This is a genomic window from Paraburkholderia sp. GAS348, assembly GCF_050434205.1.
In the GTDB taxonomy this organism is placed as follows: Bacteria; Pseudomonadota; Gammaproteobacteria; order Burkholderiales; family Burkholderiaceae; genus Paraburkholderia.
Genome location: NZ_JBNPVT010000021.1, coordinates 19928 through 44415, shown reverse-complemented (window position 1 = coordinate 44415; position 24488 = coordinate 19928). Strand labels below are relative to the sequence as shown.

At 62.2% G+C, this 24488-nt stretch carries 21 protein-coding genes; 12 read left to right on the top strand and 9 right to left on the bottom strand.

From position 1 onward, the window contains the following. Positions 1-101 precede the first annotated feature (101 nt). From P3T22_RS26505 to mmsB, 4 genes are all read left to right on the top strand, one after another. Positions 102-1235 (top strand): acyl-CoA dehydrogenase, encoded by a 1134-nt coding sequence (locus P3T22_RS26505; protein ID WP_429326575.1) that lies wholly within the window; start codon positions 102-104, stop codon positions 1233-1235. A gap of 131 nt (positions 1236-1366) precedes the next feature. Continuing rightward, positions 1367-3058, top strand: a complete 1692-nt coding sequence (locus P3T22_RS26500; RefSeq protein WP_429326574.1) for an AMP-binding protein — start codon at positions 1367-1369, stop codon at positions 3056-3058. Positions 3059-3117: 59 nt separating this feature from the next. Beyond that, positions 3118-4635 carry a CoA-acylating methylmalonate-semialdehyde dehydrogenase gene (locus P3T22_RS26495; protein WP_429326573.1) on the top strand — a complete coding sequence of 506 codons (1518 nt, stop codon included), beginning with the start codon at positions 3118-3120 and terminating at the stop codon, positions 4633-4635. 42 nt (positions 4636-4677) lie between these two features. Next, the gene (gene mmsB / locus P3T22_RS26490; protein WP_429326572.1) at positions 4678-5610 is read left to right on the top strand and encodes a 3-hydroxyisobutyrate dehydrogenase; all 933 of its coding nucleotides are present in this window, start codon (positions 4678-4680) and stop codon (positions 5608-5610) included. 92 nt (positions 5611-5702) lie between these two features. Here the strand turns inward: mmsB and P3T22_RS26485 are convergent, their stop codons facing one another. The 4 genes from P3T22_RS26485 to P3T22_RS26470 form a co-directional block, all read right to left on the bottom strand. Beyond that, positions 5703-6530 (bottom strand): siderophore-interacting protein, encoded by an 828-nt coding sequence (locus P3T22_RS26485; protein WP_429326571.1) that lies wholly within the window; start codon positions 6528-6530, stop codon positions 5703-5705. Between the two features lie 82 nt (positions 6531-6612). Beyond that, positions 6613-7344, bottom strand: a complete 732-nt coding sequence (locus tag P3T22_RS26480) for a PadR family transcriptional regulator (RefSeq protein WP_429326570.1) — start codon at positions 7342-7344, stop codon at positions 6613-6615. A 353-nt stretch (positions 7345-7697) separates the two neighbouring features. Continuing rightward, complete coding sequence (locus P3T22_RS26475) at positions 7698-8834, bottom strand: MFS transporter (protein WP_429326569.1); 1137 nt, start codon at positions 8832-8834, stop codon at positions 7698-7700. Between the two features lie 33 nt (positions 8835-8867). After that, positions 8868-9650, bottom strand: a complete 783-nt coding sequence (locus P3T22_RS26470) for a DeoR/GlpR family DNA-binding transcription regulator (RefSeq protein WP_429326568.1) — start codon at positions 9648-9650, stop codon at positions 8868-8870. A 301-nt stretch (positions 9651-9951) separates the two neighbouring features. Here P3T22_RS26470 and P3T22_RS26465 point away from each other — a divergent pair, with 301 nt between their 5' ends. Together P3T22_RS26465 and P3T22_RS26460 are read left to right on the top strand one after the other, a co-directional pair. Beyond that, positions 9952-10242, top strand: coding sequence for a XapX domain-containing protein (locus tag P3T22_RS26465; protein ID WP_063499340.1), 291 nt, complete (start codon positions 9952-9954; stop codon positions 10240-10242). Beyond that, complete coding sequence (locus P3T22_RS26460; RefSeq protein ID WP_429326599.1) at positions 10239-10364, top strand: hypothetical protein; 126 nt, start codon at positions 10239-10241, stop codon at positions 10362-10364. Before P3T22_RS26465 ends, P3T22_RS26460 begins: the two co-directional genes overlap by 4 nt. 82 nt (positions 10365-10446) lie before the next feature. Here P3T22_RS26460 and P3T22_RS26455 read toward each other — a convergent pair whose 3' ends face one another. Both P3T22_RS26455 and P3T22_RS26450 read right to left on the bottom strand, forming a co-directional pair. Then, entirely contained in the window at positions 10447-11778 is a 1332-nt protein-coding gene (locus tag P3T22_RS26455) for a hypothetical protein (protein ID WP_429326567.1), read from the bottom strand. A gap of 358 nt (positions 11779-12136) precedes the next feature. Further along, complete coding sequence (locus P3T22_RS26450) at positions 12137-13030, bottom strand: LysR family transcriptional regulator (RefSeq protein WP_429326566.1); 894 nt, start codon at positions 13028-13030, stop codon at positions 12137-12139. 100 nt (positions 13031-13130) lie between these two features. Here P3T22_RS26450 and P3T22_RS26445 point away from each other — a divergent pair, with 100 nt between their 5' ends. Together P3T22_RS26445 and P3T22_RS26440 are read left to right on the top strand one after the other, a co-directional pair. Then, positions 13131-13544 carry a (R)-mandelonitrile lyase gene (locus P3T22_RS26445; RefSeq protein WP_429326565.1) on the top strand — a complete coding sequence of 138 codons (414 nt, stop codon included), beginning with the start codon at positions 13131-13133 and terminating at the stop codon, positions 13542-13544. An 11-nt stretch (positions 13545-13555) separates the two neighbouring features. After that, a complete protein-coding gene (locus P3T22_RS26440; protein WP_429326564.1) occupies positions 13556-14539 on the top strand; it encodes an aldo/keto reductase in 984 nt (327 codons plus the stop codon). Between the two features lie 161 nt (positions 14540-14700). On the opposite strand, the gene P3T22_RS26435 is transcribed toward P3T22_RS26440, so the two are convergent. Both P3T22_RS26435 and P3T22_RS26430 read right to left on the bottom strand, forming a co-directional pair. Continuing rightward, positions 14701-15615 (bottom strand): glutaminase, encoded by a 915-nt coding sequence (locus P3T22_RS26435; protein WP_063499328.1) that lies wholly within the window; start codon positions 15613-15615, stop codon positions 14701-14703. 113 nt (positions 15616-15728) lie between these two features. Then, positions 15729-17306, bottom strand: a complete 1578-nt coding sequence (locus P3T22_RS26430; protein ID WP_063499327.1) for a DHA2 family efflux MFS transporter permease subunit — start codon at positions 17304-17306, stop codon at positions 15729-15731. A 363-nt stretch (positions 17307-17669) separates the two neighbouring features. On the opposite strand from P3T22_RS26430, the gene P3T22_RS26425 reads away from it, so the two are divergent. Together P3T22_RS26425 and P3T22_RS26420 are read left to right on the top strand one after the other, a co-directional pair. Continuing rightward, a complete protein-coding gene (locus P3T22_RS26425; RefSeq protein ID WP_063499326.1) occupies positions 17670-18329 on the top strand; it encodes an alpha/beta hydrolase in 660 nt (219 codons plus the stop codon). Between the two features lie 191 nt (positions 18330-18520). Further along, on the top strand, positions 18521-19573 hold the full coding sequence (locus tag P3T22_RS26420) for a rod shape-determining protein (protein ID WP_429326563.1): 1053 nt from the start codon (positions 18521-18523) through the stop codon (positions 19571-19573). A 169-nt stretch (positions 19574-19742) separates the two neighbouring features. On the opposite strand, the gene P3T22_RS26415 is transcribed toward P3T22_RS26420, so the two are convergent. Next, entirely contained in the window at positions 19743-20144 is a 402-nt protein-coding gene (locus tag P3T22_RS26415) for a hypothetical protein (protein ID WP_063499324.1), read from the bottom strand. Positions 20145-20568: 424 nt separating this feature from the next. On the opposite strand from P3T22_RS26415, the gene gltA reads away from it, so the two are divergent. Together gltA and P3T22_RS26405 are read left to right on the top strand one after the other, a co-directional pair. Then, entirely contained in the window at positions 20569-21867 is a 1299-nt protein-coding gene (gene gltA, locus P3T22_RS26410) for a citrate synthase (RefSeq protein ID WP_063499323.1), read from the top strand. Between the two features lie 294 nt (positions 21868-22161). Then, positions 22162-24441, top strand: coding sequence for an amylo-alpha-1,6-glucosidase (locus P3T22_RS26405; protein WP_063499322.1), 2280 nt, complete (start codon positions 22162-22164; stop codon positions 24439-24441). Positions 24442-24488: the final 47 nt, after the last annotated feature.

Here is a 24488-nt window from a genome sequence, read left to right as displayed (position 1 = left end):
CCGTAGACACCACGGCGAGACCGGCCACCCCCCGCGACGAGCCGCAGATGACGAGGCCGCGCCTCGCCGCCGCGACTCGATGCACCTGACAGGATCGAGCCATGGACAGCTTCTACACCGACGAACAGCGGATGATCCGCGACGCCGCCCGCGACTTCGCCACTGAGCGCCTCGCACCGCATGCCGGGGAATGGGATCGCGACGCGAAGCTGCCGGCGGAAGTCGTGACGCAAATGGGCGAGCTGGGTTTTCTCGGCATGATCGTGCCGTCCGAGTGGGGTGGCGCCTATACCGACTATGTGGCGTATGCGCTCGCCATCGAAGAGATCGCTGCGGGCTGCGCCGCCTGCGCCACGCTGATGAGCGTGCACAATTCGGTCGGCTGCGGGCCGATCCTGAACTTCGGCACGGACGCGCAAAAGGACCGCTATCTGCAAGACCTCGCCACGGGCCGCCGCATCGGCGCGTTTTGCCTGACCGAGCCGCAAGCCGGCTCCGAGGCGAACAATCTGCGCACCCGCGCCGTGCTGCGCGACGGCAAATGGATTCTGAACGGCAACAAGCAGTTCGTGACCAACGGGGCGCGCGCCAACATTGCAATCGTGTTTGCCGTCACCGATCCGGACCGGGGCAAGCGTGGCCTGTCAGCCTTCATCGTGCCGACCGATACGCCGGGCTTCAACGTCGGCAAACCCGAGCATAAGCTCGGTATTCGCGCATCGGATACCTGTCCCATCTCGCTCGACGATTGCGCGGTGCCCGAAGGCAACCTGCTCGGCGAACCGGGCGAAGGCCTGCGCATCGCGTTGTCGAATCTCGAGGGTGGCCGCATTGGTATTGCGGCGCAGGCGGTCGGCATCGCGCGAGCCGCATTCGATGCCGCCCGTCTCTACGCGAACGAACGCATCCAGTTCGGCAAGGCGTTGAAGGACCACCAGACCATCGCCAATATGCTCGCTGACATGGCGACCCGCCTGAACGCCGCGCGTCTGCTCGTGCATCACGCGGCGCGGTTGCGCACGGCGGGCAAGCCGTGTTTGTCCGAGGCATCGCAGGCCAAGCTGTTTGCGTCGGAACTCGCAGAGGAAATCTGCTCGAATGCGATCCAGATTCACGGTGGCTATGGCTATCTTGAGGACTACGCGGTGGAACGCCATTATCGCGACGCCCGCATCACGCAGATTTACGAAGGAACCAGTGAAGTGCAGCGGATGGTTATCGCGCGCCATGTTTAGACGAAAGATAGGTGGCGTTTGAGTGCAAAATAGTCTGTCAGCAGGGCAAAAACCAGAGCGCATACCGCGCCACCAGCATGGGATCAGAGTAAGCGCTAAAGCGCTAACTCTGATCGACATAGGAGACGACGATGACTGCAGCGAAGGGCTTTCTCGAAGCGCGCGACCTGTTATTGCGCCACCGAACCGACTACGAGCGCGCCTACGGCGAATTCGTGTGGCCGACGCCAGGCAAGTTCAACTGGGCGCTCGATTACTTCGATGTGATCGCCCGAGATAACGATAAGCCGGCGCTGTGGATCGTCGACGATCCGGCAAGCGACGGCCTGCGCCTCTCCTACGCGCAAATGTCGGAGCGCTCGTCGCGCATGGCGAACTTCCTGCGCGGCCTCGGCGTGGGGCGCGGCGACCGCTTGCTGCTAATGCTGCCGAACCGCGTCGAACTCTGGGACGTGATGCTCGCAGCCATGAAGCTCGGCGCGATCGTTCTGCCCGCCACCACCCAGCTTTCCGCCGACGACGTGCGCGATCGGGTGCAGATCGGCGGCGCGCAGTTCGTGGTGGTCGATAGCGCGGAACTGGCCAAGTTCGACGCGCTAGAGGTGCCGCTCACGCGCATCTCGGTCGGCACGCCGCGCGAAGGCTGGATCGATCTTGCTGCAGCCTATGACGCATCGCCGCAATTCACGCCGGAAGGCGTCACGCATGCCACCGATCCGCTGCTGCTGTACTTCACGTCAGGCACGACCTCGAAGCCGAAGCTGGTCGAGCACACGCACCTGAGTTACCCGATCGGCCATCTGTCGACCATGTACTGGATCGGCTTGCAACCGAACGACATCCATTGGAATATCAGCTCGCCGGGCTGGGCCAAGCACGCATGGAGCTGTTTCTACGCGCCGTGGAATGCGCAGGCCTGTGTGTTTGTTTTCAACTTTGCGCGCTTCGTGCCGAAAGAAACGCTCGACGTGCTGGTGCGTTTCAACGTCACCACGCTGTGCGCCCCACCGACCGTCTGGCGCATGCTGGTGCAGGAGCATCTCGCCGACTATCCGGTGAAGCTGCGCGAGATCGTCGGCGCGGGCGAGCCGTTGAATCCGGAGATCATCGAACGCGTCAAGCATGCCTGGGGTATCACGATTCGCGACGGTTTCGGCCAGACCGAAACGACCTGCCAGATCGGCAACTCGCCGGGGCAACCGGTGGTGCCGGGGTCGATGGGCCGTCCGTTGCCGGGCTACAAAGTCGAGCTCCTCGATGCCGACGATCAAGCCGTCACCGAAGGCGAAATCTCGCTGCCGTTGGCCGAACGTCCGCTCGGTTTGATGACGGGCTACGCGAACAATGCCAATGCCACCGCGCAAGCCATGCGCAACGGTTTCTACCATACCTCCGACGTCGCGCTACGCCGCGACGATGGCTACTACGTCTACGTCGGCCGCGCCGACGACGTGTTCAAATCGTCCGATTACCGGCTAAGCCCGTTCGAACTCGAAAGCGTGCTGATCGAACACGAAGCGATCGGCGAAGCAGCCGTGGTGCCGAGTGCCGACGCGCTGCGCCTGTCGGTGCCCAAAGCGTTCGTCACCGTGCGTCAGGGCTATGAAGCCGGTCCCGAACTTGCACGCGCGGTCTTCGCGTTCTCGCGCGAAAAACTCGCACCGTACAAGCGGATTCGCCGCCTGCAATTCAGTGAATTGCCGAAAACCATCTCCGGCAAGATCCGCCGCGTCGAATTGCGGCGCCGCGAAATGGAGCGCGAGGCCGAGCCGGCGCGCCTGCCGGACGAGTATTGGGAAGAGGATTTCCCGGATCTGCGTTGATTATTTTTATTCCCGGTCACTGCCCGGCCGATACACGGCCACTGCACAGGAGTTCCAGCATGAGCGCAATTGCTTCGAACCATCCCGCCACCGTCAAGCTGCTGATCAACGGCGAGTTCGTCGAATCCAAAACCACCGAATGGCGCGACATCGTCAACCCGGCGACGCAAGAGGTGCTCGCACGCGTACCGTTCGCCACCGCCGATGAAGTGAGCGAAGCGATCCGCTCGGCGCACGCCGCATTCAAGACGTGGAAGGACACACCGGTCGGCGCGCGCATGCGCATCATGCTGAAGTTCCAGGCACTGATTCGCGAGCATTCGCCGCGCATCGCCAAGACCTTGAGCGCCGAGCAGGGCAAGACGATTCCCGACGCGGAAGGCGATATTTTCCGCGGACTCGAAGTGGTCGAACACGCCTGCTCGATCGGTACCTTGCAGCAGGGTGAATTCGCCGAGAACGTGGCGGGTGGCGTCGATACCTACACGCTGCGTCAGCCGATCGGCGTATGCGCCGGCATCACGCCATTCAATTTTCCCGCGATGATTCCGTTGTGGATGTTCCCGATGGCGATCGTCTGCGGCAATACGTTCGTGCTGAAGCCTTCCGAGCAGGATCCGTTGTCGACCATGCAACTGGTCGAACTGGCGCTCGAAGCCGGTGTGCCGAAGGGTGTGCTGAATGTCGTGCACGGCGGCAAGGACGTGGTCGATGCGCTCTGCACGCACGATCTGGTGAAAGCGATTTCCTTCGTCGGTTCGACGGCGGTCGGCACGCATGTTTATCGCCTTGGCAGCGAACACGGCAAGCGCGTGCAATCGATGATGGGTGCAAAGAATCATGCCGTGGTGCTGCCCGATGCGAATCGCGAGCAGACCTTGAATGCGCTGGCTGGCGCAGGTTTCGGCGCGGCGGGACAGCGTTGCATGGCGACTTCGGTGGTCGTGCTGGTCGGCGCGGCGCAGCAATGGCTGCCCGATCTGGTCGCGAAGGCGAAGACGCTGAAGGTCAACGCGGGCAATGAGCCGAATACGGACATTGGCCCGGTAGTCTCACGTGCCGCGAAGCAGCGCATTCTCGGCCTGATCGAAACGGGCGTGAAAGAGGGCGCCACGCTGGCGCTCGACGGCCGCGACGTGACGGTGCCGGGTTACGAGCAAGGCAATTTCATCGGCCCGACGGTGTTCACCGATGTCACCACCGAAATGGAGATCTACCGTCAGGAAATCTTCGGCCCGGTGCTGGTGGTGCTGAATGCCGCGACGCTCGATGACGCGATCGCGCTCGTCAACCGCAATCCGTTCGGCAACGGCGTGGGCCTCTTCACGCAAAGCGGCGCGGCGGCGCGCAAATTCCAGAGCGAGATCGATATCGGCCAGGTCGGCATCAACATTCCGATTCCCGTGCCGGTGCCGTTTTTCAGCTTTACCGGCTCGCGCGGCTCGAAACTCGGCGACCTCGGGCCGTACGGCAAACAGGTCGTGCAGTTCTACACGCAGACCAAAACCGTCACCGCCCGCTGGTTCGACGACGACACCGTCAACGACGGCGTCAACACGACCATCAGCCTGCGCTGAGCCCTCGAGTCTATTGCTTTGCATGGGATGAGAGACGACATCATGAAAATAGGCTTTATCGGACTCGGCAACATGGGCGCGCCGATGGCGCTCAACCTGCTCAAGGCGGGCCACGCGGTCAACGTATTCGACCTCAGCGCGCAAGCTGTGCAAGCGCTGGTCGATGCAGGCGCCAAGGCGGCAGGTTCCCCGAAAGCGGCGGTGACCGAGGTCGAATGTGTGATCACGATGCTGCCGGCAGCCGCACACGTGCGCAGCGTGCTGAGCGCGGATGACGGCGTATTCGCCGGCATCGCGAAAGGCGTGACGATCATCGATTCGAGCACCATCGATCCGGCAAGCGTGAAGGCGTTTGCTGAACTGGCCGTGCAACACGGCAACACCTTCGTCGACGCACCCGTCTCGGGCGGCACCGGCGGCGCGGCGGCGGGCACGCTGACCTTCATGGTCGGCGGCAGCGCGGATGCGTATGAGCAGGTCAAGCCGGTGTTGTCGGCGATGGGCAAGAACATCGTGCATTGCGGCGACACCGGCACCGGTCAGGTCGCCAAGATCTGCAATAACCTGGTGCTCGGCATCACGATGGCAGGCGTGGCCGAGGCAATGTCATTGGGCGAGGCGCTTGGCATCGACTCGAAAGTGCTGGGCGGGATCATCAATACCTCGACGGGCCGCTGCTGGAGTTCGGACACGTATAACCCGATGCCTGGCGTGATCGAGACCGCGCCGTCGACGCGCGGCTATACCGGTGGCTTTGGCACCGATCTGATGTTAAAGGACCTGGGCCTCGCCACCGACGCCGCGAAATTCGCGCGTCAACCGGTGTATCTCGGCGCGCTGGCGCAGCAGCTCTATCAAACGATGAGCACGAAGGGCGCGGGACGTCTGGACTTCTCGGCGGTGATCAAGCTCTATCGCAAGGACGGCAAGGACGGCAAGGACGGCAAGGACGGCAAGGACGGAGACGCGTCATGATCGAACGGAGGTAGTGGTGCATCCGGAATCTGTGTTCTCGCACATTTAACTCGTCCAACGTACGCTGTTCATTACGCGCATGCTGTGGACAGTCAGTCGTCGAGCGTTTCGTGTACCGCCTCGGCACCCTGTCTCCAGTAGCTGGCCGCGCGAATGCGCGACTTGTCGACGCCACGTTCCGTGCACAGGTGGTAGCGCACCGCACGCATCGTCGCGGATTCGCCGGCAGCCCACACGTAGCCTTCACCGTTTTCCGGCAAGTAGATTTCGCGTACCGCTTGCAGCAAGGCCTCGCCGCGGTAGCCCGATTCGCTGCGATGACGCCAGATGATATGCAGTTCGGCCCGCGTCGCGAACTCGATCTGTGCGGACGGATCGGCCACTTCGATCACCGCCGCGACGCGTGTGCCGGCAGGCAACTCTTCAAGGCGGCGGGCAATGGCCGGCAACGCGGTATCGTCGCCGATCAGCAGATGCCAGTCGAAGCCGGTCGGTATCACCAGCGAGCCGCGCGGGCCGCCAATGCCGAGATACTGGCCCACTTTGGCTTGCGCCGCCCACGTTGCAGCCGGGCCGGCCTCGTGCATGGCGAACTCGATGTCCAGTTCGCGCGCGTCAGCGTCGAAGCGGCGCGGGGTGAAGTCTCGGGCGGTCGGCCGCGGCAGGCCGGCGGGAAACACGGGACCGTCAGAGCCGGCTTCCGGCAGCACGGGTTGGTCGGCGCCGGGTTCGGGGAAGAACACTTTGATGTGATCGTCGAACGAAGCGGAGACGAAGTCCTGCAGATCGTCACCCGTGAAGGTGACGCGAATCAGATGCGGGGTCAGCGCGTGCACCGCTTTGACCTGCAACAGACGGAACTTCAGCGGATGCCGCACGCGATGGACCGCCAGATCGGCCCGGTTGTCTTTTGTCTGCATAAGGGTGCCACTCCTGTTGGTTTGATCGGCGCGCGAAGGCGCACATGGGCACCTTCGAACGCAAGTGTCGAATGGCGCGATCTCAAGCGGTTGGTTCGCTGCTGCCTTCGTCGCTGCCGGGATTGCCTTCGCCTTCGATTTCATGTGCCGCGCGCATCAGGATCGCGGCGATGCGGCGCTGTTCGGCGGCCGGCGCGTTGTCGCGGCGCAGGAGCGCATGTTTCAGCGTGCGGCGCGCTTCGTTCAGTTCCGGCAGCCAGCCGCCTTCGCTGATGTCGGCCGGCTCCTCGCCGGCAAACGCGCGGCGCACGGAATCCATCTTGCGGGCGATATGCGCCAGTTTGGCGAGCATCAATTCGACGCGGTCGCGGTTGGCGGCCAGGTACTCACGGCCCGCTTCCGATAGTTCGTAACGCTTACGGTTGCCTTCGATCTGCACGGTCACGTAGCCGAGTTCTTCCAGATACGTGAGCGCCGGATAGACCATGCCGGGGCTCGGGCTATAGAAACCGTTTGAGCGCGTTTCGAGCGCCTTGATCAGCTCGTAGCCGTGGCTCGGCTGCGCGTCGATCATCGAGAGCAGCAGCAATTGCAGATCGTCGGAGCTGAATTTGCGGCCGCGCGGAAAACCGTCGCCGTCGCCCCCGAAGCCGCCGGGGCCGCCGCCACCGAAGTGCCCGCCACGGCCGCCGCCGCGATGCTCCTGATGGCGGCCGATCGCGTGCCAAAGTGCATGCAAAGACGGGCGGCCATGTCCTGCGAAGAAACCTTCGTCCGCGCCCCGCGAACGGGAGAAACGATGTTGATGTCGCATCTTGGGTGCTCGTATTGTGTCTTAAGATGTATCGTAAGATATATATCTAAAGATAGTTTGTCAAACTTATTTTTGCACTGTTCCAGTCACAAGGGACCGCATGGCCTGCGCCGCGCATCGAGATGATCGATGGCTTGAATTCAGGGTGGATCGATTTCAAAGACGGCGTGAACGAGCGGGTGGTCGGCGGCACCGCTTATCGGACGGTGTTGGCGGAGTGGGGCGAGCGTGCGGGCTGAGACGCAGCGCGGTGGAGACGAGGACATGGCACGCGGAAGCTCCCCGGGCGAACTGGAAAACGCCGCAGGACATCAAGGATCAGTGTGCGTTAGCGAGTTTCATTGTTCATCCCCTCAGGATCGGGTTGCCGTGATGAGGCGAGCGCAACACGGGACGAGACAGAGCAAGACAGCCAATAACCAGAACGCACCTTGCAGACCGACACCCTTGGCGACGAAACCCACGCCCGCCGGGCCGACAAGATTCCCCGCATAACCGGTGGTCGTGATGGCAGCCACAGCGAGTGCGGATGGCATGGCTTTTTGTGAACCCGCGCGGCGAAACAGTATGGGCACGATATTCGATGCGCCGAGGCCAATCAGCAGGAAGCCGGCCATCGCAATCGCGCTCATCGGCGCAGTCAGCAGAATCACAAAGCCGGCGGTCGCGAGCAGCCCTCCCCAGAACATCGTGGGCCGATCTCCGACGCGTGCCGTAATCGCGTCCCCTCCTAATCGTCCGGCAGTCATTGCAATGGAGAAAAGCATATAGCCCAGTCCACCCTGGGTGGCGACGACCAGTCCCTTGTCCGTGATGAGCAGCGCGCTCCAGTCAAGTAGCGCACCTTCGGTAAGAAATGTGATCGCGGCGAGACCGGCGAGCAGCAGCACAATGCCTCGTGGTGTGACGAACAAGGGGCCGTCATTCGTCTGGAGCGTCTTGAGCAGCCGCGGCTGTGCAATGGCGATTGCGGTGAGCATCAGTGCGGCACATATCGATGTGCTCGCGAGCGTCCCGATGCGCATCGAAAGCAAAAAGGTCATCAAAGTGGATCCTGCGAATCCACCGACACTGAATAGCGCATGAAACCCCGACATCAAAGGTCGGCCCGCCGCGCATTCAACTTCGACCGCGTGGACATTCATCGCGACATCGAGCGAACCGAGCGAGGCGCCAAAAGCGAACAAGGCGAGTCCCAGTGCGAACGGTGTGCTGACAATTGTCAGCAGCGGCAGGATCGCGGCTAGCCCGAGTCCTCCGGCGACAATGATCGGCTTGCTGCCGTATCGCGCGCTGAGTGCGCCTGTCACCGCCATCGCGACGACCGAACCCAGGCCAATGCAAAGTAGCAGCATGCCGAGCGCGCCGTCATCAACGCCAAGTCGTTGCTTGGCAAACGGCACGAGCGGCGCCCAGCATGCGACACCCAATCCCGCCACGAGAAAGGCAAGGCGGGTTGCGAGCCGGGTTGCCGGCTGGTCAGAAGACATCTCGCTTTACTCCAGGATGAATCGGGCGCGCGCTCACTGGCTCGCGGGAGGCTCGGCCTTCAAAACCGAACGGCCGGCTTTTGACAAGGCCGCATGCTCTGCGCGTGGCATGTCGTGTTCGACGATGAGGTAGTCGATCACCTTGATCATTGCCACCCGGTGAGGCGCGCGGGCGGTGAGCTTGTCTGTCGTTGCAAGCACGACACTTTGCGCGCTTGCATCGAGGACGGCGCGTTTGAATGCCGCGTCGGCGATACCGAATGCGCTGATGCCGCCCTTTGGCGATATTGCGCAGGTACCGATGAAGCATCGGTCGACATTCAATTGCGCGACGTTCTGAACAGCGTTCGCATCGACACATCCGCCCACTGCGGGGTCGACCGCCCCGCCGATCATGATGAGGTGCAGATCGGATCGCCGAAGCACGGCAGCAGCGATATCAATGGAATTGGTCGCCACGGTGAGTTCGTAGTCTTCGGGCAACAGCCCGACGAGTGCAAGATTGGTGCTGCCGCTATCGAGGAACAGGAGTTCGCCGCGCTGAATCAAGGCCACGGCTGCGCGAGCCAATGCCGCCTTTCGCTCGCGCGCTTCGTCCATTCGGGCCGCCATTGGTGCCGACTCGGGCGTAATGGGCAGCGCGCCCCCGTAGACCCGGCGGCAGCGGCCTTCGGCCGCCAGCGCCCGGAGGTCGCGACGTATCGCGTCTTCGGAAACCTTGAATTCGACAGCGAGCGTAGCCGCCACTACCGGCTGGCCTTGCGCGAGCCGGTTCGCGATCTCGTCGCGTCGAGCGAGGGGGATTTCGTCATTCATGTTCGCACCTTATCATGCACAAACAAGAATGTAAACGTGCATAAACGTGCAAAGTGGGCGGCGATAAGCTACGCGCGATCTCTGTGTTACGGACGTGGAAATTTTCTAATCTTGATTCATGCCTGGTTCGGGTACCGGCGGCAGGCTGAAAAGGCCGACTCCAACCCTGGCTGTCTGCCCAGTGGACGCCGATTTTCGTGACCGGTTTAACTTGCAGTCGTGCTGGCGTGTCGATTCGCCGTCCCGTTCAATCACCTGCGCCCGCTCGCCATTCCGGGTGCAACCTCAAGGGGTTAAGCCAATGAAAGCCTATATCTTCTCCCTGCTCGCCGGCGTGCTGGTCGGTGTGATCTACAGCCTGATTCATGTGCGCTCGCCAGCACCGCCGCTCGTCGCGCTCGTAGGGCTGCTCGGCATTCTCGCGGGTGAACAGATCATTCCAGTAGGCAAACAGATGCTCTCCGGAAGCGGCTTTCACGCGGCATGGCAACAGTCGAAGTGCACTCAGCATATGTTTGGCTCGCTGCCAGGTCGCAATGCAGGCGATACGGCGCGTGTCACCGCGGCGAACTTACCGGAGAAGCGCTCATGAACAGCTCCACGACGACCGCTCCCGATCCGATTCTTCATCATGGCCGCTTCACGACGCTCGACAGAGGCAAGCCGCAAGCGAGCGCGGTTGCGATCCGGGACGGTGTCTTCGCCGCGGTCTAGCCGCCGTCCGGCGGTCAATGTGTTTCGTCAGGTATCGTCGCCTGTCTGCATCTGGCGGTGGGCGTTTCTGGCGAGGCAGGCATTAATCGTCGTCCTCCTCATGCTGACGATGTTTCCAGCCTTTGTGCCAGCTATTGTCGTGCCATTGACGGCGGTCCCTGTAGTCGCCCTCATATCCGTGGCTGTAGGCGACGGGCGCTTGCGCGTACACGACGGGAGGCTCCTGATATACGACTGGGGGTCCCTCGTATACGACGGGAGCCGCTTCAAAGACGACGGTTGGCGGCGCTTCATACACGGGAACGTGCCGCGCCGAACGCAGGCGATCCCGCGTGGCGAAATCGCCCGCACGACCAGGCCGCCCCGTAGCAAACTGCGGTGCAGCGAAATCCCGGGAAGGCGCAGCGCCGTGAGCGAACGAAGCAGAAGGTGCGTGCCGGGCGATCTCGGCATGGGAAACCGCAGTTCCGCGCGAAGAAGCCGACGATGATGGCGCGCCACGACCGGGCGAAGACGTCCATCGCTTTGGCGGTGCCGATCGGGTGATGCCGAGTGCCTGCCGCACGTTCGTCATAAAGTGCGACGCCCAATTCCCGCGATTCTGGGGCGCGCCGTTGCCCGCTTTGTCCGGCCGCCCTGTAGCTGGCCGCGGTGCGGCAGAAGCCCGGGAAGGTGCCGCGCGGCGTTCGAACGAAGTGGAAACCGTAGGCGGGGCGAGTTCGGTACGGGCGATTGCGGTTGCGCGAGCAGGAGGTGCGGTTGATGGCGCGACCGGACCGGACGAAGACACTTGTTGCGTCGGCGATGCCGGTCCGGTTATCCCGGGCACCGGCTGTGTGCTCGCCTTCGATTCGAGGTAGGCGCTCTGCTCATGGTTGGGCCAGGCATCATACGTGACGGCACCCACGACTCCGAAGGCCAATGCGCTTGCCGACGCAACCCAAAGCTCGGGGCGTCCGAACCGCGTAGGCGGTGCACCCGCTACTGGATCAACCGCAAGATCGGCGCCCACAGCCAGGCTACCCGCGCCCAGATGCAGCAACCCCGGCTGTCCGGACACGGCGCCAGCCCTCGACTCATTTCGTCTGATCTTTCGATAGACTTTGCTCACGCTTGTGTGCAGCCAAGGGAACCGCCTGAAGAGAATGATGAGCGAAACGATCGCGCACATCAGCGTGTTGGCCAGATTCATCCAGAACATCCCATTCGGAATTCCCCGGCTCATTTCGAGGAGCATGAGTGCGAAGGTGCCATTGCTGAGAGCCCAGCTTCCCCAACTGAGCAGACTGTGGCTGCGCACGTCTGCTTCCCTCGCGAGGAGTTTGCCGATGGTCGGAAGGTACGTCAGGATGCGCACCCCATTCCAGAACAGGAACATCGCGCTAAGTGCCCTGATGTAGAGTTCGTGAGACATCTCGACTCCCTTGCCATGCATGGCGGGCGGGCTCCGGTCACTACGATCATCCGCATCGGCTCGTCGCCAGCATGGAGTTAGGCATGAAATGCATGCCGACACCGTGTCCGGCCGCCCGTCCGGTGGTCCGATTTGTCGGCTGCGTGGGTGGCAACGTTTTCATAGCCCACTGGCTCATGATAGAAAACGTATCGCAACATCGCTGCTCCCCGTCTTCTATCGCCTAGGGAAGTGCTGAACAAGCCGGTGAATCCGGGACGTCCCGGTGACCTGAAGGCGTGCGGCCCAGATGACCCCTGAAAACAGTCGCCCAAAGCAAACCGTGGCCGATGCGTAATTCCTTTTGTGCCTGAAGGAGCTAAGACCCTCGGCGCAGCGCATCAGCAACGACGACGAACGCAGGAGTCGGCTGACGTCGGCTGGGATAGTAAAGATGAAAACCGGAAAACGACGGGCACCAGTCAGTCAGCACTCGCAAAAGCTCCCCTCTTTCGATCTCCGATAAGACCCGTTGTTCGGGAACGAAGGCAAGGCCAACGCCAGCGAGCGCGGCTTTCACGGCCATCGTCGCGGTATTGAAGACAAGTTGTCCTTCTACGCGCACGTTCAGCTCGCGTCCTCCTTTCTTGAACTCCCACGCGTAAATGCCCCCGGCCGTTGGCAGCCGAATGTTGATGCAGTTATGCGCCGTAAGGTCTTTCGGCGTCTTCGGCTTTGGATGCGTGGCGAAATATCCGGGAGTGCCAACAACGGCCATGCGTACGTCCGGGCCGATGCGAACGGCAACCATGTCCTTCGCAACCTGCTCTCCAAGCCGCACGCCCGCATCGAGTCGCTGTTCAACGATGTCCGTGAGTCCGTTGTCGATGACGACTTCGATCGTGATGTCCGGGTAATCGGGCAGAAGCTGTTCGATCACCGGCCACAGGAGCAATTCTGCCGCATGCTCTCCGGCGGCGATGCGCACAGTGCCCGCCGGCGTGTCCCGTAACGCGGTGAGCGCGTTCAGTTCGGCCTCGATCTCATCCAGGCGCGGGCCGACTGACTGGATCAGCCGTTCGCCCGCTTCGGTCGGGGAGATATTGCGTGTTGTTCTCGTCAAAAGCCTCAGTCCGAGCCGCGCTTCGAGATTGCGCACCGTCTGACTCAGCGCAGACTGTGAAACGCCAAGCTTCGCGGCGGCTTTGGTGAAGCTGCCCTCGCGAGCCACGCAGAGAAACGCTGTGATATCAGATAGATCGGAACGTGCCATTTATAAGCCCAGCTTCTAACTTCATGCTGATTTTAGCTATTTATTGCAGGAAAGCGCGTTGGTACATTGAAGATCACGACAACTGCGACAAGGAACGTTCATGCAGATCATCGAATGCGGCTCGCAGCCATCTGCGACGGGCCCGAATGAATACTTCACCGGGACGGTAAGGATCGACGCGCCATTCGCAGGCGAAGTGCCCTCCCGGAACGGCGGCGCCACCGTGACGTTCGAACCGGGCGCACGGACCGCATGGCACACGCACCCGCTGGGGCAGATATTGATCGTGACAGCAGGCCGCGGATGGGTGCAACGTGACGGTGGACCCGTAGAGGAAATCAGAACCGGTGACATCGTCTGGATTGCCCCCGGAGAGAAGCACTGGCACGGCGGGACCGCCACCACGGCGATGACGCATATCGCCATTGCTGAAAATCTCGACGGCAGTCCGGTCGACTGGATGGAGAAGGTTACGGACGAGCAGTATCAGGGCGGCGCGGCCCTAAAGGACTAAGGAGTCAGATCATGAAAAAACGCATTCTCGGAAAGAGCGGTCTCGAAGTGTCCGCGCTCGGCCTCGGCTGCATGGGGCTGAGCTTCGCCTACGGACCCGCAACGGAGAAAGCCGATGCGATCGAACTCATCCGCTCCGCCTTCGATCAGGGCGTGACCTTCTTCGATACCGCGGAAGCGTATGCACAGGGCGCAAACGAAACACTGCTGGGCGAGGCACTTGCGCCGTTCCGTGATCAGGTTGTGATCGCGACCAAGTTCGGTTTCGAGGGCGGCGACGTTCAGAAGGGCGTCAATAGCAAGCCGGACAATATCCGCACGGTGACGGACGCGGCACTCAAGCGGCTGCGCACGGATCGCATTGACCTGCTCTATCAGCACCGGGTCGATCCCGACGTGCCGATGGAGGATGTCGCCGGCGCGGTCAAAGACCTGATTCAACAGGGTAAGGTGAGGCATTTCGGCATGTCAGAGGCGGGCGTCGAGTCGATCCGCCGTGCGCATGCCGTGCAACCGGTCGCGGCGCTGCAAAGCGAATATTCGCTGTGGTGGCGCGAACCCGAGAAAGAGATTCTGCCGCTGCTCGAAGAACTCGGAATCGGCTTCGTGCCGTTTAGCCCGCTCGGCAAGGGCTTCCTGACTGGCACAATCGACTCGAACACCGGCTTTGACAAATCAGACTTTCGCAATGTCGTGCCGCGCTTCTCCGAAGAAAACCGCAAGGCCAATCAAGCGCTGGTCGACGTGCTCAAGGAGATTGCCACGGGTCTGAACGCAACGCCGGCGCAAGTCGCGCTCGCGTGGCTGCTTACGCAAAAGTCGTGGATCGCGCCAATTCCCGGCACGACAAAGCTGCATCGACTGAAGGAAAACGTCGGCGGTGCTGGCATCAAACTGACGGCCGAAAATCTGCGCGATATCGATGCGCGGCTCGCGAACATCACCGTGCAGGGTGAACGGTATCCTGCCCACTTGCAGGCGCGCGTCGGCAAGTAATGAGTATCTACTGAACGCGCAAGTTGGCGGAGGCAAAGAGAGTATGCAAAAAGTTATCGTTGTTATCGGACCCGGATCAATCGGGCAGGCCATAGCGCGTCGGTCGAAGCCCTCGCTGCCAAAGCGACTTCATTGGGAACGGTTCAGGGTCTTATTCACGCTTAAAAAATCGACTGCCCGGTAAGCGTGGTCAACTGTTCCAATGCCCGGGCGCCGGCAAGGGAGTTTCCGTTTGCGTCGAGCCCAGGCGACCACACGCAGACCGCCATTTCCCCAGGCAACACCGCGACGATGCCGCCGCCGACACCGCTCTTGGCTGGCAAGCCGACGCGAAAGACGAAGTCGCCCGCGGCGTCGTAGGTGCCGCAGGTCAGCATCAAGGCCGATAGACGCTTGGTCGAACTGCTGTCGAGGATGCGCTCCCCGGTTGACGGCACCACGCCGCCATTACTCAGAAATAGCGCCGCTTTCGCCAGCTCGACGCAACTCATCGAGATCGCGCATTGCCGGCAATACGCATCGACCACCGCGTGGACGGGCATTTCCATGTTGCCGAAGCTCGCCATGAAGTGCGCCATCGCCTGGTTGCGATCCGCGTGTTGCAGTTCTGACTGCGCGACCCGCGAATCGTAGTCGATCGTGACCTCGCCGGTCAGCCGCCGCATAAACTCCACCAGCGCGGTCTCGGCCCGCACGAAGCGGCGGCACAGCACGTCGGTGACGACCAGCGCCCCAGCATTGATAAACGGGTTGCGCGGCTTGCCATGCTCGCTTTCGAGTTGGACGAGCGAATTGAACGCGGTGCCCGACGGCTCTCGGCCGACGCGCTCCCACAATGCGTCACCGAGCAATTGGAATGCGAGCGTGCACGCGAATAGCTTCGAGATGCTCTGGATCGAGAAGCGCATTTGCGCGTCGCCGACCGAGAATACGCGGCCGTCGAGCATGACGACCGCCATGCCGAAGCGCTCGGCGGGCACCTTCGCGAGTTCGGGAATGTAATCGGCGACGCGGCCCGCGGTGCGCCACGGTTCGATGTCGCGATGAATCTGTTCGAGGATGGATGCGTAGTTCATTGGGCTCGGACCGTTGAAGCCGCGATTCTACTGGCAAGCCAACAGACCGGACAGCACTTCGCCGACACGCCCGCACGCTATTGCCGCTGACGCAGCGCCGGGCAACACCGCAATCAGTGCGCGCCCGCCGCATCCGCTCCGCCGCCGCCCTTGGCCGGCTTCGTAATCCAGATCAGCGGAATGATCAGAACGAAAATGATCGCCGACACATAGAAGATGTCGTTCAGGCCCATCATCGCGGCTTGGGTGTTCACCGTAAAATCGAACAGTGCGTGCGCCGATTGCGGATTCAGCTGCAGCAGCGACTGGGTCGAATCGATCTGCTGGTTGAACACTGGGTTGTTCAGGCTAGCCTGCTCGGTGAGCCGTTCATGGTGCAGCACCGTGCGGTTATTCCATTCGTTGCCGGCGATCGACGTGCCCACCGCGCCGCAAAACACCCGCACGAAATTCGACAGACCGGCCGCCGCCGGAATTCTGTTGGGCGGCTGTCCGGACAGAATGATCGCCGTCAGCGGCACGAAGAACAGCGCCATCGGAATGCCTTGCAGCAGCGTGGGTAGCACGAGATGCCACGTGTCGATTTCGATCACGTAGTTCGAGCGCATATAAAACACGATCGCAAAGCCGATAAACGCGAGGGTCGCAATGATGCGTGCGTCCGAACGCGGCAGCACGCGGCCCATCACCGGCGCGAGCAGCACCGCAAAGACGCCGAGCGGCGCAGTAACGAGACCGGCGTCCACGGAGCGGTAGTTCAGATATTCCTGCATCCATTGCGGCAGCAGCACCAGGTTGCCGAAGAACACGCCGTACGCCACCGAAATCGCGATCGTGCCGCCGAGAAAATTGCGCTGCTGGAAGAGCCGCAAATCGACGATCGGATTCTCCTCGGTCAGCTCCCACACGAGGAAGAACGCGAAACCGATCAACGCGGTAACGCCGAGAATCACGATGACCGGCGACGAGAACCAGTCGAGGTCCTTACCCTTGTCGAGCATGATCTGCAGCGAAGCGACCCAGGTAACCAGCAGGCCTAGCCCGACCACGTCGATGGGGGGCTTGCGGGTTGCCGACTCGCGGGTGCGATAGATCATCCACGTGACGCCGGCCGCGAAAATGCCGACGGGGATGTTGATGTAGAAGATCCACGACCAACTGTAGCTATCCGTGATCCAGCCGCCGAGCGCAGGGCCCGCAATCGGGCCGACGGTGGCCGTCATGGCCCATAGCGAGAGCGCGGTCGACGATTTCTCCTTGGGATACGAGCCGAGCAGAATCGCTTGCGAGAGCGGAATCAGCGGGCCGGCCACCGCACCCTGGAACACCCGCGCGACCAGCAGGATCGGCAGCGTGGGCGCAACCCCGCATAACCACGAAGCCAGCACGAACATCAGAATCGCGCCGACGAACAGCTTGACCTGGCCGATGCGCTGCGTGAGCCAGCCGGTCAGCGGAATCGAGACGGCGTTGGCCGCGGCGAACACCGTGATGACCCACGTGCCTTCATCGACCGAGACCCCGAGGTTGCCCGAAATGGTTGGAATTGCAACGTTCGCGATTGACGTGTCGAGCACGTTCATGAAAGTGGCGAGCGCGACGGCGATCGTCGCCAGAACCAGTTTCCCGCCTTGTAACGGCGGCGGTGGTGCGGGCGGCGTGGCACCGGGAGCGGAAGAGGGCTGGCTCAAACGATTCTCCGGATTGCGATGCTACGGACGTTCCCTACGGTGTTTTATGCACTGCCCGGGCAATGAGCCGGGCGGTCGAGTGCTCGCAAAAGCATACCTGTATTCACGTTTTGGCGCCGTCGAGCCATGCAGGTCGGGCGGCGGAAACCAGTCCGGCAGCGTATGCTCCCGGCTGAGGCTGCATGGAGCTTCGCGAAGCGACGTGACGCCACGCAAGGCTACGCAAGGCCACGCGGGGTATCGCGAGGCATCGCGACGGCTGCGCGAGCGAAGCTAAGTCAGGCGCCACGGAGGGCAGGGCGCTGCCGCGTGGTTGGCCGCGCGTGCGGAAACACGAACCGAGAGTAAAGAGAGGAGTGGAATATGGCTTGGGAGCAATTCGAACACGGCTGGCGGCGCGCGCCGGCAACAACGCCAGCCAAAGCATTGGTGGTGCTGATGCATGGCGTAGGCAGCAATGCGCGCGATCTGATGCCGCTCGCGGACATCTGGAGCGAGAGCTTGCCGGACGTGGCGTTCGCCTCGCTCGACGGCACTGAGGCCTTCGACGGCGGCTTCGGCGGGCGCCAGTGGTTCAGCCTGCGTGATGTCAACGAGGGCAATCGCGAGGCGCGTGTTGTTGCCGCCTATCCGGCGTTGCGACGCATGCTCGAGGCGGAACTGGCGTACCGGCAGCTTTCTTTCGATTGCCTTGCATTGGTCGGCTTCTCGCAAGGCTCGATCATGGCGATGCATCACGTGGCGACGAGCGCGGAAGGCGCTGCTGCCGTCGTCGCGTATTCGGGGCGGCTCGCGTCGGTGATCGTCGCGCGGAACGGTACACCGCTCACGCTAGTGCACGGCGAAGAAGACGGAGTGATCCCGGTGCAGGAACTGGAATACGCCGCGGATGCATTCAGCAACGCCGGCTATACGGTCGATGCCTACGCTTTGCCCGGCATCGGTCACACGATTAACGCGGACGGTGTCGAGCTCGGCAAGCAAGCCCTGGAGCGCGCGCTTGGGGCTTTGTCGCGCGGCTGACACGGCCCTGATTGAAAAGTGGCTCTAAAGATCCTGATCTGCTTGCCGTTAATCGCTCATAAGCATGAAAATCACCCTCGCCGCGCGGACCGCGCAACGCCCATCCGGGCGTGCCAAGCGGCTCGGGTGACCGGGGGCGCATTTTCCAGACTGCCCGGCAAGGGCGGATAACGATACATCAGAGCCTTCCTATGGCCAGACCGACGCCGCATTACCCGCTTTTCGATCGACTGTTCCGCCATTCCGTGGCGGTGGACCTCGGCACGGCCAATACCCTCATCTATACCGACAACGGCGGCATCGTGCTGAACGAGCCGTCCGTCGTGGCTTTCCAGAAAGAATCCGCCGCCGGGCAAAAACGCGTGGCGGCAGTGGGCACCGAAGCGCGCCAGCTGCTCGGCCGCGCGCCGGTCAACGTCGAAGCCGTGCGGCCGATGCGGCACGGCGTGATCGCCAATTTTCCAGCTGCCGAGCAGATGATCCGGCAATTCGTCGACATGGCCCGCCCGCGGCCGCTGTTCAGCCGGCGCGCCTCGTTCACCGTGTGCGTGTCGGCGGGCGCCACCCAGGTCGAGCGTCGCGCGATCAAGGAAGCCGCGGTGGCGGCCGGCGCGTGGAAGGTCAGTCTGATCGGCGAATCGCTGGCGTCGGCGGTCGGTGCGGGCCTGCCGGTATCTGAGGCGATCGGCTCAATGGTGGTCGACATCGGCGGCGGCACGACCGAAGTCGGCGTGATCTCGCTCGGCGGCCTCGCCTATAGCGGCTCGATTCGCGTGGGCGGCGACAGTTTCGACATGGCGATCGTCAGTTACGTGCGCAACCTGTATGGCGTGCTGCTCGGCGAGCAAACCGCCGAACATGTCAAGAAGGGCATCGGTTCGGCCCTGCGCGACGTGCCGGTCGAGCATATGAACGCGACCGGGCGCAGCGTCGACGACGGCTTGCCGCGCACGGTTCAGTTGAGCAACCACGATATTGCCGATGCGATCGAGGGCCCGCTGCGTCAGGTGATCGGCGCCGTGAAGCGCGCGCTTGAAACGGCGCCGGCCGAACTGGTGACCGATATCGCGCACAGCGGCATCGTGCTGACCGGCGGCGGCGCGCTGCTCGGCAATCTGGGCCGCCGCCTGACCAATGAATTCGGCCTCGAGGTCCACGTCGCGGACGAACCGCTCACATGCGCCGTGCGTGGCGCGGGCGCGGCGGCTGCCGCCGGTTTGTTCGACGACGGCGTCTACGAATGATCTGATGCGGGACGTTTTCGCATCCCCGTCCTTTATCGCGCGGCGCTATCCGCGGTACGTGCGCACGGCATGAATCTCGCGCATCCGGCAGCGTTCAATCGCCAGGTCGACGAGTTCATTCGCTCACTGGACGTTTGAGTCACCCGCGTGTTTGAGTCACCCGCGTGGTTCAAGCCTTGCGATGCGCGGCTTTATCGAGCGCGCGTTCCGCGGCTTCGCCGACGAGGCCGTGGTAATACAGATGCACGCCGATCGCGAGCGAGTCGTTGCGAATTTCGTGGAAGGTTTTCCATGCCTTCACGGGGTCTTTGAACAGCAGATAGTGCGCTTCCTGCGCGATCAGATCTGCGACTTCATGCAGGCCATGGCCGTGCAGGATATCCACGAGCGAATCGAGACTGCGATGGGTGCGCGCGTCGGTACGCGGGTAGAGCATATGCAGCACCGCGACGTCTTGAGTCTTCAGCGCCGCCGACAATGCTACGACGATGTCCTGATGATTCAGCGCGGTGACGATTTTATCTTCGTCGTGGACGTGATCCGGAAACAGCGTTTCGAGAGAGGCGTTCATCTGGTCCTTCCTGTTCTTCTGGCTGATAAAAAAAGGCCCGCCGCAGGACGGCGGGCCAAAGACAGCGATGTGTTCGCAGGGGAAGCAAAACACGCATTCAGTATCGCAGAGCGGCGCCGCTTGTGCAGCTTGAGTGCCGCAAAACATTGTTGCACCAAGCGTACCAACTTCCATTTGTCTGGCAATGCCGCTTCGCGAGCATGGTGCCCTTCCATGCGGCGTACTTCCTCGTGTTTCGGGAGATTTGGCCGATCTTTCAGGCAACGAATGTTGCGTCACTCGAGATGGATTGTTGCTGTCAATCGCCGCAATCAAAGCCCCTTCCGACCGTAGAATGCGAAGCGGAGCCTGAGCATGCCACGCGGTAATCCGACGATCGAGCATGCCGGCATGTGTGCGATGTGAAAGTAATAGGAACGTGTAAATGAACTCGAAGACACACGCAACGCTGAGCTTTTCCGACAGCGATCAGACGATTGATTTGCCCATTTATCAGGGCACGCTCGGGCCGGATGTCATCGACATTCGCAAGCTGTACGGCCAGACCGGCAAGTTCACGTACGACCCGGGTTTCATGTCCACTGCGGCATGCAATTCCGAAATCACGTATATCGACGGCGACAAAGGCGAGCTGCTGTACCGCGGTTATCCGATCGACAATCTGGCGCAAAACGCCGACTTCCTCGAAACGTGTTACCTGCTGCTGAAGGGCGAGCTGCCGAATGCGCAGCAGAAGGAAGAGTTTGTCACCACGGTTACGCAGCACACGATGGTGCACGAGCAGATGCATTTCTTTTTCCGCGGTTTCCGCCGTGACGCTCATCCGATGGCGATTCTGGTCGCGGCCGTCGGCGCGCTGTCGGCGTTCTATCACGACTCGCTCGACATCAACAATCAACAGCACCGCGACGTATCCGCGATTCGCATGATTGCGAAGCTGCCGACCCTGGTCGCGATGGCGTACAAGTACACCGTTGGCCAGCCGTTTGTTTATCCGCAGAACGACCTGTCGTACAGCGCGAATTTCATGCGGATGATGTTCGCCAATCCGGCGGAAGAGTACGAGGTCAATGACGTGCTGGTGCGCGCGCTGGACCGCATTCTGATTTTGCATGCAGATCACGAGCAGAATGCGTCGACGTCGACGGTGCGTCTGGCGGGTTCGTCGGGGGCCAATCCGTTCGCGTGTATCGCAGCGGGTATTGCTTGCTTGTGGGGTCCGGCTCACGGCGGCGCGAATGAAGCCGCACTGAACATGCTGGAAGAGATTGGCTCGGTGGACAATATTCCTGAGTTCATTGCGAAGGTGAAGGATAAGGACTCCGGCGTGAAGCTGATGGGTTTCGGTCACCGCGTGTACAAGAACTACGATCCGCGTGCCAAGCTGATGCGTGAGACCTGCCATGAAGTGCTGGAAGAGCTGGGGCTGCATGATGACCCGCTGTTCAAGCTCGCGATGGCGCTCGAGAAGATCGCGCTTGAGGATGAATACTTCGTTTCGCGCAAGCTGTATCCGAATGTCGATTTCTATTCGGGGATCGTGCAGCGGGCGCTGGGCATTCCGACGGCGATGTTCACGTGTATCTTCGCAATGGCGCGTACGGTCGGCTGGATTGCGCAGTGGAACGAAATGATCGCCGATCCGGAGCAGAAGATTGGGCGGCCGCGGCAGTTGTTTGTCGGGGAGACTCAGCGCGAGGCTCGGCCGCTTGCCAAGCGGTAAAGGTTTTGGTTGTTTGCCTGCTCGGCGCTAGAGGTGGTTTTGTGCCTTGCAGGCAGGCCTTTTCTTGGGTTGGTTGCCTGCCCCGCACAGGGAAACAAAAAAACGCGCCTGCATGTCCCATGCCAAAACAAAAAATCGAAACTCGCATGTGATAAGTTCGTCTGACGCGAACAGACCCTCTACAATCGGAAACGATCAGCCGGCACCCAGCGGCAACCGAAAGCGAAAGTCAACGCGAAAGCAAACGCCATCGCGAAAGCGAACACGAACACGAACCCCATAGGAGCGACCCTGATGCAGCAGCCAGAAGCCCTTGGCGGCCTGTCCCACTCGGGCGGAATCGACCACCGCGAACCCGAGCCGGACGGCGCATTCATCCCGACGGAAAACCTCAACGTCGCAAGCGTCACCCAGCACGTGCTGAAGTCTGGCGACACCTTCATCGTCAACGACCCCCTCGGCGATATCACCGGCCACGACGACGGCCTGTTCGTCAACGACACCCGTGTCCTCTCGAGCCTGCGCCTCACCTTCGGCGGCCGCGCGCCCTCGTTGTTGTCGGGCAGCGTCAGCAGCGACAACACCTCGTTCACCGCGCATCTGACCAACCGCCCGCTGCCGCCGCTCGGCGGAGACAGTACACCGGAGGGCGTGATCCACGTCGAACGTGTGCGCGTGCTCTCGGGCACCGTGCTCAACGAAGCCATTGAACTCACCAACTACGGCACGAGCGACGCGGTCGTGCCGCTATCCATCTCCTTTGCCAGCGACTTCCGCGACATGTTCGAAGTGCGCGGCCTCAGGCGCGACAAACAGGGTCGAGTCGAGCCGGCGCGCGTCGAGAACCGCGAGGTGCTGCTCGGCTATATCGGTCTCGATGACGTGGCGCGCAATGTGCAGATCGCCTTCTCGCCGGAGCCGGACAAGCTCTTCGCCGATCGCGCGGACTACACCGTCAAGCTGCCGGCGCAAGCGTGCGTGTCGATCTATCTGTCTGTCTCGGTGCAAGTGGTCGCGCAAGCCAACAAGCCGGCCGCGGGCGTCGCACAACCCACGCATGCGGTGAGCGAAGCCCATCTGTCGCAAATCGACGCGGAGCGCCCGCGCGTCGGCCGCGCTGCCGTGCGCGCCGCACTGGTTGACGCCCACCTGGTGATGCGTGAACGGCGCCGCGTCACCGCGCGCGTGCGTTCGAGCAATCCGCTCTTTAATGCGTGGATCGACCGTTCGCTGGCCGACCTGGGTCTGCTGACTACCGATCTCGCCACGGGTCCGTATCCCTACGCCGGCATCCCATGGTTTTCAACGCCGTTCGGCCGCGATGCGATCATCACGTCGTTGCAGACGCTGTGGCTACAACCGAATCTGGCCGCGGGCGTGCTGCGCTTTCTCGCCGAACATCAGGCGCGCGAGAATTCACCGTTTCGTGACGCCGCGCCCGGCAAGATCATGCACGAAATGCGCAAGGGCGAAATGGCCGCCACCGGCGAAGTGCCATTCGCGCTGTACTACGGCGGCGTCGACAGCACGCCGCTCTTCATCGTGCTGGCTGGCGCCTATGCGGCACGCACGGGTGATCTCGCACTGGTCGACGAGTTGTGGCCGGCGTTGGAGCGCGCGGCGCAGTGGGTCGCGGGTGTCTGCGACAAGAACCGTTACGGTCTGCTGGACTATCAGCGCGAGTCCGATGGCGGTCTTGCCAATCAAGGCTGGAAGGACAGCCACGATTCGGTGTTCCACGCCGACGGCCGGTTTCCCGACGGCCCTATTGCACTCGTCGAAGTGCAGGCATATGCGAGTGCCGCCTTCGACACGATGGCTCACTTTGCCAAGCTGCGCGGACTGCACGATCAGGCAAAGCACTACAGCGAGCGCGCGAAGAAAATCCGTCAGTGCGTCGAAGAAAAGTACTGGATGGAAGAGTCCGGCTTCTACGGCATCGCGCTCGACGGTCACGGCGAACTGTGCCGCGTGATGGCGTCGAATGCGGGCCACTTGCTGGCCTTCGGTCTGCCCTCGCGCGAGCGTGGCGAAGCGGTGGTGCGCGCGCTCGACTCCACGCTGTTCCACACCGGCTGGGGTGTGCGGACGCTGGCTGCAAGCCAGGCGCGCTTCAATCCTATGGCGTACCACAACGGCTCGGTCTGGCCGCATGACAACGCCCTTTGTGCACGGGGCCTGTCACGCTACGGCGGCAAGGTGGCGGCCGTGCGGCTGTTGCAGGCACTATTCCAGGCGGCGGTCAATTTCGACATGCGTCTGCCCGAGCTGTTCTGCGGTTTCCCGCGGCGACGCGGCGAGCCGCCCACCGCCTATCCAGTCGCCTGTCTGCCGCAAGCCTGGGCGGCAGGCTCGCCGTTCATGATGCTCGAAGCCTGTCTGGGCATCACGATCGACGCGGAGCGGCGCGAAGTCGTCATCGCACACCCCATGCTGCCCGAGGGCATCGACTGGCTCGAAGTAGGCGACCTGAAGGTGGGCGATTCGTCGGTGTCGATCACGTTCCGGCGGATCGGCGACAAGGTGGTGGCGTCGGCCGAGCAGGGCGACGTGCGGGTGGTCGCGCTTCTGTAGACTAATTGGCCGATGCGCAAGTGTCGGCTTACTCGATGACCCTGGTG

What these genes read in the sequence shown, in the direction of transcription:
- P3T22_RS26480 (WP_429326570.1), bottom strand. Translation starts at nt 7,344, where the DNA reads ATGCGACATCAACATCGTTTCTCCCGTTCGCGGGGCGCGGACGAAGGT.
- P3T22_RS26500 (WP_429326574.1), top strand. Translation starts at nt 1,367, where the DNA reads ATGACTGCAGCGAAGGGCTTTCTCGAAGCGCGCGACCTGTTATTGCGC.
- P3T22_RS26465 (WP_063499340.1), top strand. Translation starts at nt 9,952, where the DNA reads ATGAAAGCCTATATCTTCTCCCTGCTCGCCGGCGTGCTGGTCGGTGTG.
- P3T22_RS26420 (WP_429326563.1), top strand. Translation starts at nt 18,521, where the DNA reads ATGGCCAGACCGACGCCGCATTACCCGCTTTTCGATCGACTGTTCCGC.
- P3T22_RS26415 (WP_063499324.1), bottom strand. Translation starts at nt 20,144, where the DNA reads ATGAACGCCTCTCTCGAAACGCTGTTTCCGGATCACGTCCACGACGAA.
- P3T22_RS26440 (WP_429326564.1), top strand. Translation starts at nt 13,556, where the DNA reads ATGAAAAAACGCATTCTCGGAAAGAGCGGTCTCGAAGTGTCCGCGCTC.
- P3T22_RS26435 (WP_063499328.1), bottom strand. Translation starts at nt 15,615, where the DNA reads ATGAACTACGCATCCATCCTCGAACAGATTCATCGCGACATCGAACCG.
- P3T22_RS26505 (WP_429326575.1), top strand. Translation starts at nt 102, where the DNA reads ATGGACAGCTTCTACACCGACGAACAGCGGATGATCCGCGACGCCGCC.
- P3T22_RS26470 (WP_429326568.1), bottom strand. Translation starts at nt 9,650, where the DNA reads ATGAATGACGAAATCCCCCTCGCTCGACGCGACGAGATCGCGAACCGG.
- P3T22_RS26450 (WP_429326566.1), bottom strand. Translation starts at nt 13,030, where the DNA reads ATGGCACGTTCCGATCTATCTGATATCACAGCGTTTCTCTGCGTGGCT.
- P3T22_RS26460 (WP_429326599.1), top strand. Translation starts at nt 10,239, where the DNA reads ATGAACAGCTCCACGACGACCGCTCCCGATCCGATTCTTCATCATGGC.
- P3T22_RS26445 (WP_429326565.1), top strand. Translation starts at nt 13,131, where the DNA reads ATGCAGATCATCGAATGCGGCTCGCAGCCATCTGCGACGGGCCCGAAT.
- P3T22_RS26405 (WP_063499322.1), top strand. Translation starts at nt 22,162, where the DNA reads ATGCAGCAGCCAGAAGCCCTTGGCGGCCTGTCCCACTCGGGCGGAATC.
- P3T22_RS26425 (WP_063499326.1), top strand. Translation starts at nt 17,670, where the DNA reads ATGGCTTGGGAGCAATTCGAACACGGCTGGCGGCGCGCGCCGGCAACA.
- gltA (WP_063499323.1), top strand. Translation starts at nt 20,569, where the DNA reads ATGAACTCGAAGACACACGCAACGCTGAGCTTTTCCGACAGCGATCAG.
- P3T22_RS26495 (WP_429326573.1), top strand. Translation starts at nt 3,118, where the DNA reads ATGAGCGCAATTGCTTCGAACCATCCCGCCACCGTCAAGCTGCTGATC.
- P3T22_RS26455 (WP_429326567.1), bottom strand. Translation starts at nt 11,778, where the DNA reads ATGTCTCACGAACTCTACATCAGGGCACTTAGCGCGATGTTCCTGTTC.
- P3T22_RS26485 (WP_429326571.1), bottom strand. Translation starts at nt 6,530, where the DNA reads ATGCAGACAAAAGACAACCGGGCCGATCTGGCGGTCCATCGCGTGCGG.
- P3T22_RS26475 (WP_429326569.1), bottom strand. Translation starts at nt 8,834, where the DNA reads ATGTCTTCTGACCAGCCGGCAACCCGGCTCGCAACCCGCCTTGCCTTT.
- mmsB (WP_429326572.1), top strand. Translation starts at nt 4,678, where the DNA reads ATGAAAATAGGCTTTATCGGACTCGGCAACATGGGCGCGCCGATGGCG.